The sequence below is a fragment of the Pseudomonas sp. P5_A12 genome (assembly GCF_056400685.1).
Genome location: NZ_JBFUKU010000307.1, coordinates 1 through 6,034, shown reverse-complemented (window position 1 = coordinate 6,034; position 6,034 = coordinate 1). Strand labels below are relative to the sequence as shown.

6 protein-coding genes and 1 pseudogene are annotated in these 6,034 nt (G+C 55.0%); 1 reads left to right on the top strand and 6 read right to left on the bottom strand.

Translation table 11 applies throughout. The features are described 5' to 3' along the window. Positions 1 to 25: 25 nt before the first annotated feature. The 6 genes from AC1DSG_RS26235 to AC1DSG_RS26210 form a co-directional block, all read right to left on the bottom strand. Positions 26 to 205 carry a hypothetical protein gene (locus tag AC1DSG_RS26235; RefSeq protein WP_477793491.1) on the bottom strand — a complete coding sequence of 60 codons (180 nt, stop codon included), beginning with the start codon at positions 203 to 205 and terminating at the stop codon, positions 26 to 28. Between the two features lie 321 nt (positions 206 to 526). Next, positions 527 to 649, bottom strand: coding sequence for a hypothetical protein (locus tag AC1DSG_RS26230; protein WP_477793490.1), 123 nt, complete (start codon positions 647 to 649; stop codon positions 527 to 529). Between the two features lie 487 nt (positions 650 to 1,136). After that, entirely contained in the window at positions 1,137 to 1,511 is a 375-nt protein-coding gene (locus tag AC1DSG_RS26225; RefSeq protein WP_477793489.1) for a hypothetical protein, read from the bottom strand. A gap of 282 nt (positions 1,512 to 1,793) precedes the next feature. Further along, positions 1,794 to 2,384 carry a transcription/translation regulatory transformer protein RfaH gene (gene rfaH / locus AC1DSG_RS26220; RefSeq protein WP_477793492.1) on the bottom strand — a complete coding sequence of 197 codons (591 nt, stop codon included), beginning with the start codon at positions 2,382 to 2,384 and terminating at the stop codon, positions 1,794 to 1,796. A 55-nt stretch (positions 2,385 to 2,439) separates the two neighbouring features. After that, complete coding sequence (locus tag AC1DSG_RS26215) at positions 2,440 to 4,683, bottom strand: polysaccharide biosynthesis tyrosine autokinase (protein WP_477793488.1); 2,244 nt, start codon at positions 4,681 to 4,683, stop codon at positions 2,440 to 2,442. Positions 4,684 to 4,706: 23 nt separating this feature from the next. Further along, complete coding sequence (locus AC1DSG_RS26210) at positions 4,707 to 5,141, bottom strand: low molecular weight protein-tyrosine-phosphatase (protein ID WP_477793487.1); 435 nt, start codon at positions 5,139 to 5,141, stop codon at positions 4,707 to 4,709. Between the two features lie 339 nt (positions 5,142 to 5,480). Between AC1DSG_RS26210 and AC1DSG_RS26205 the strand changes: the two are divergent. Next, positions 5,481 to 5,665 (top strand): annotated as a pseudogene (locus tag AC1DSG_RS26205) (hypothetical protein); the annotation flags it as partial. Positions 5,666 to 6,034: the final 369 nt, after the last annotated feature.

Below are 6,034 nucleotides of genomic sequence, written 5' to 3'. Positions count from 1 at the left end.
TTTTACGTGTTGCGGATGGAAAACGTCAAATAAATTTAAGTGCATTGCCATCTAGAGCAGTGCATCGCCAGAAAGCCGCTCTTAAAGCGCCCTTAATAAATGTTTTTGATAGCAACGTGAGCGGCGTTTTGATCAAAATTTTTATGTTCAGCAACGGTGACCAGTTGTTGATATAGGTCAGATCAAGTTCGACACGCTTTTCCATCTTGTCGGGCGTTTACGTCCCGCACCTGTAACCACTGAATCTGTGCCAGGCTGGTAATCCCCCGGTTTGATTCGATGTCGGGCGATGTAGGCATTGATCTTGCCGGCGTGGTAATCGTTATGGTTCAGGGCGTGAGGGGCGGCCCGACTAGCATGCGGTCTTACAGGGAAGTGAATAGCTGTGGCAATTCATCGATGGAGATGCTCCCGATAAAACACCCAACTCCGGGGATGCAGGGGCGTTACGGCTGGCATGTTTGACTTCTTGGTCGTCGTCCATGCGTATGGAGCGAAACTTCCAGACCTTGATGATTTTGCCATTTCAGCCATGGCGTTTTTGCTTGAAGAGCACCTGACCGGGCGATGACAGCTTCACGGCGAGGGCGATAGGCAGCAATACGGGGTTGAGCAGGATGATGATCAGCGCGCCCGTGCGATCCAACATTGCTTTGGAGAATGCTGCAGTCGAGTAGAATGTCAGAGGACTTTCGTTCAGTTGAACTGTGGGCAGGCCTTCGATCTCGGATACCGAATGTTAGAGCAGAATCAGACTTCGCAGTTCAGGAGTCCAGATGACGTCGACACTCGAGTCCGGTAGTTCGACTTACTGGCGTTCGGTTTGTTCGGCTTCTGTCAGTGGGAATGTTTATGTAAAGACGCCGGATTTTATGAGTTGCGATTAGGTCGCGAAGGTGGGCGAGGCGCCAATGACGGGATACAAACCGTTGCTCGGCAAGARGGCGTCTTGTGCTGCCACCAGATCGAAAACGGTTCGTTTCTTTTTTGAACCAGCTTGTCCGCAAGCTCGTGAGTTAGATCGTCGGTACCGACAATCAGCGAGGTATGTGCTGCTTGCAGATTTTGCGGGTAGCGCTTGGAAAGACTATACAGCGGTACGTACAGGCAGGCGTGCAGTGCGAAGCCGACGGTCGCTAGGGGGTAATGACTTGGCGGGAAAATTGCTCGCTGGTCTTGGTGATCAAAGCCACCACCGTCAGGCCGCAGAACGGCGCTAGACAACCCGCGAACAAAACTCCAAGTCCGACCAGGTAGCCAAGGTGTTTGTGGTGCGCCTCTGCCATTGAGTAGGCAGACACTGAGCCCAGCAGCATGGACGCGGGCAGTATGCGGTACTTAGTATCGACTTCCCCTGTCTTTATCACGGCCTGTGCGAAAAACAGGAGGATGATTAAGGAGATTGCCGTCAGCCATGGGGCCCAGAAGGTAAGGTCGCGACTTGCAGGAGTAGTGGTGGTGCACTTGCGGATCACAAGAATGTCCCTTGCGTTGATGGTAGACAGAGCCATCCAGGCTGTGTCGCTTGTAAGCAAATTTGACACCTTACAGCGGGAAGTTGTTGTTTGGGTCTGGGCTCAAACCGGTCGTTGTCGTTGTGTTCCCCTTGCCCTTGGTCGGGGAGAGCGCTTGCGTTGGGCTCGATCAAGGTTTTTGGCACGCTACCGCCCCAGGATTGACCGTCGGTTTCCTGAGAACGTGCATCATGCAGGCGGCATAGGGGCCGATTACGTGAGCGTTAGCATTTTTTGAAGGGCAAAGCAGCAAAAAAATAGTGTGGATTCAGACACGGATTACTGACTGAGCAGACAGCCAGCTTTACGAGTGTCAGCGAGTGGTATCGGTTGTTTCAGTGAGTGTAAGGTAACGGTGTTTTCATCAGGTTTTTCTATCGCGCTGATCGGAACGCTGAGGGCGTGCTCACGATGTAGAAGTTGCAGCAGAATCATGGCGCGTTCCTCGCCGTCGCGGGCCACGAACATGGCCTCAAGTTCCTTGAAGCTTCCACTGTTGATGCGCACGCGTTCACCCGGCTCAAAATTGATGGATTCGGGTAGTTTGTTGCTGAGTCGCTGTTGCAGGTTTTCGATCAATTCGTTTGCAACCGCAATCGGCTTGTTGCCGAATGTCACCAATTTGTTCACACCGCAGGTTGAGCGGATGGGGTGCCAGTTGTCTTTTTTTTGGTCAAGCTGGATGAACAGGTAACCATGGAAGAGCGATTCCACCGAGGTGGTGCGCCGGCCACGCTGAAGACGCTCAACGTGGTGGGTTGGGCGATAGCAGGTGAAGGCTTGGCGCGTCAGGTTTTCCTCGGCGCGGGCGTCTTGCCGGGGTTTGCACTGGATGAGGTACCAGCGGGGCCGCGCGTGCTGGGTAGGCATGTCGTGGGTTCTCGTTGGGTAGTTCAGGGCAGCGGCGCTGCCCTGATCACCAGTGTTATTTGTCTGAGGCATATTCGTACTGGTAGTAGCTGTAGCTGCCGTATTTGCCATAGCCATAGGCCGATGCTTTGCGTTCCACTGCGTTGAAGATCGCGCCTTTGACCACAATGCCGTTCTGCTCGAAGCGGCGCTTGGTCACCAGGATTTCCTTGGCGACGTTGACGCCGAAGCGGGTCACGATCAGGTTGGTGCCAGCCTGGCGGCCGACCAGCGCGGCATCGGTGACCGCGAGGATCGGCGGGGTGTCGATGATGACCAGGTCGTACTGGCTGCTGACGTTTTCCAGAAACTGAGTGAAATTGCTGTGCATCAACAATTCCGACGGGTTCGGTGGGATCTGCCCGCGGGTAATCACGTGCAGGTTATCCACTTCGGTCGCGTGGGTCGCGGTGTTCAGGTCAACCTTGCCGGCCAGCAGATCAGACAAACCGTTGCTCACGTCCTTGCGGAACAGTTTGTTCAAGTAGCCCTTGCGCATGTCGGCGTCGACCAGCAGCACCTTCTTCCCTGTCTGGGCGATGATGGCCGCTAGGTTGCTTGAGACAAAGGACTTGCCCACGGTAGGACTCGGGCCCGAGATCATCAGGATGTTGTTCTTGGCCTCCAGGGTCGCGAAGTGCAGGCTGGTCCGCAGGCTGCGCAACGATTCCACGGCAAGGTCTGCGGGGTTGCTCACCGCCAGCAGTAGCGAGTCAGTGCTGGTGCGTCCGTTACCCTTTAAATTGCTTTCAATCAGGGCCTGTCCCTTGCTGAGCGGTATCGAGGCGTAGACCGGGATGCCCAGCTGTTCAATGACTTCCGGGTCTTCGATGCCGCGGTTCAACGCTTTGCGGATCAGTACGTAAGCCACGGCAATCAATCCGCCGAGCAGGGTGGCGATCAGCACAATCAGCGGTTTTTTCGGTTTGACCGGTGTTTCAATATTGGCATCCGCCGAGTCGATGATGCGGACGTTGCCGACTGTCCCCGCGCGGACGATGTCCAGCTCCTGGGTTTTGTTCAGCAGTTGGGTGTAAATTTCGGTCGTCACTTGCATGTCACGGGCCAGGCGCAGCAGTTCCTGCTGGGTTTCCGGCAGGTTCTTGACCTTCTTTTCCAGCGAGCGTTTTTGTTGATCGAGTTGACCCATTTGGGTGATCAGCGCCTGGTAGGCCGGGTGCTCGCGGGTGAAGCGGTGCTCCATTTCCGCTTGCTTGAGCTTCAACTCGGAGATCAGGGTTTCCAGGGCGACGATCTGATCGAGCACGGCTTTGGTTTCGATGGTGATGTCCACCGAGCGGGCGCTGGTCTGGTAGGCGTTGAGCTGGCCTTCAGCTTTTTCCAGCTGCTTGCGTACATCGGGTAACTGGGTTCGCAGGAACTCAAGACTTTGCGCGGCCTCGGCGGAGTTGCGCTGGACGTTCTGCAATACATAAAGGCGATTGATTTCATTCAACACCTCGTTGGCCAGCGCGGGATCTGCGCTTTCCAGTGACAGGGCGATGATGCCGGATTCTTTGCCGCGCTCACTGGCCGACACGTCATTCTGGTACTGCAGAATGGTATTGAGGCGGCGTTGCTTGGTGACCTTGAACAGTGAGCCTGTATTGGCGTCGAGGCTGGCGACTTGGACCTTGAAGCCATTTTGCTCAAGTTTTTCGCCAGCTTTGCCGGTAACAACGACTTCGTCATCGCCATTGAGTAATGTGAAAGCGCCATTGCCTTCCGCGCGTAGCGTCAGCGCTTTACCCACGTAAGCATTCGGTACGTCCAGCTGAAAAATATCCAGCTTTTCCCCGCCCCACGTAAAGCTGTTGAATCCGAGCAAAGGTGAGGCCAACTCGTTTTTGCTAGCTGGCTTGAAGTGCCGGCTCAGAAAGTTACCGACGATTGGGAAGTAGTTAGGCTGGACGATAATGTCGAGCTTGAGGTTCTCCACCGCCTTGCCCAGCACGGCCCGGGATTTGAGCAACTCGATTTCGGTTACCGCCGGGGACGTGCCACCGAGCATTTCGCTCATGCCTCCCATGCCGCCCAGCGCAGCCATGCCGCCTTTCTTTTGCTCGACCTGGACGAGTGCATTCGCCTGATAGATCGGCGTCGACAACAGGGCGAGTGCAACACCGATCGCGCAACACAGCGCGGTGATGCCGATGATGATCCACTTGCTATCGATCAATGTGCCGAGTAGCGCGAGCAGATCAATGTCGTCATCGTCGTCGCGGTGTTCCTGAACGGGTAGGCTGTTTTGGCTTTGCATGCGGATACTTTTACAAGAGGTGATTATAGTTTTTGCGACCAGCTGTCGACGCCTTGCGCCATCAGTTGGTAGACGTGATCGAAGGCGACTTTTTGCTGGCGGTAGGGGTCGGGTATTTCCTGGTTGTTTTGCCACTTGCCCAGCAGGAACGTCTTGCCGCGGACTTCCGGCGCCATGCGCGCAATGCTTTCCATGTGACCTTTCTCCATGGTGAGAATCACATCTGCCTGCTGCAGGAGCTCACGGGTGAGTTGCCGTCCTTGGTGGTTCGCGTGATCGCAGTCATGTTCGCGCAGCACTTGCAGGGCTGTGCTGTCCATGGGCTTGTCTACCAGGGCATGAATGCCCGCTGAGCTCACGTCGATGCCGCGCTGAGCCAGTCTGCTTTTGAACAGGGCTTCGGCGGTTGGGCTGCGGCAAATGTTGCCGATGCAGACGACCAGTATCTTATTAAACATAAATGGCTGCGTAGGTTGCGATATCAAGTGTGATGAGCGCACAGGCAGCATGACGGAAGGGGGCGGATTCCATTCCCGCGCAACAGTACGACTTTCTCCGGTGCATTTAGCTTTGTAGCATTGCCCTTAGGGTACCCTTACAGCTCCCCTTGGTTGTCGACGTTTTTTAACATTTCGCTGCTGTTGGTCCACTAAACAGTCGTCTTCATCACCGAGCAGACATCAGAAAAGGCCAGCAAAAAGACGACCGGGAGCAGTCTCGCCAATACAAGAAGCGCATCCAGGAGCTTGAGCGCTTACTACGCTGCAAAGACAGGGTGCTCGCCGAAACAGCCGTGCGCTTGGGTGAGGGGTTTCTTGCGTTGGCACTGCAACCGGCTGAGCGGCATCGAGAACTGGATTATCAGGTCTTGGTCAGGGGAGACGAGCTGTACGAACGCGTTAAAGAGAAAAAGCCGGAACGGTGCTCGGGTCGAACACGTAACCGGGAACCGTTCGGCACCGTGTATCGGCGATTGCTTTGATTAGCGTCGAATGCGAATTTTTTGCCAGGTGGCATCGCAGGTGAATGAGCCAGTGTCGCCGCGAATGGAATATAGAGTCGCCCTGTAGATGGCTGACAGACGAGTGCAGTGCAGCCCGCGAATTTTTCGGTAAGCCCATTTCCAGCCGTGGTTATTCATGTTTGCTGTATTTTCCCTGCATATTAGGCATTTGTTACGTGATGTTACAGGTGGGCGGTTGCGAGCTATCGAGTTGCATGCTGACAAAATATAACGCGCCGTTTGCGTAATGCCGATCAGTTAAGCCATAACGCGATCCGTAGCAGCTGGCGAAGCCTGCGTTCGGCTGCGCAGCAGTCGTGAAATCAGGCGATGCGGTGTTTCAGAAAG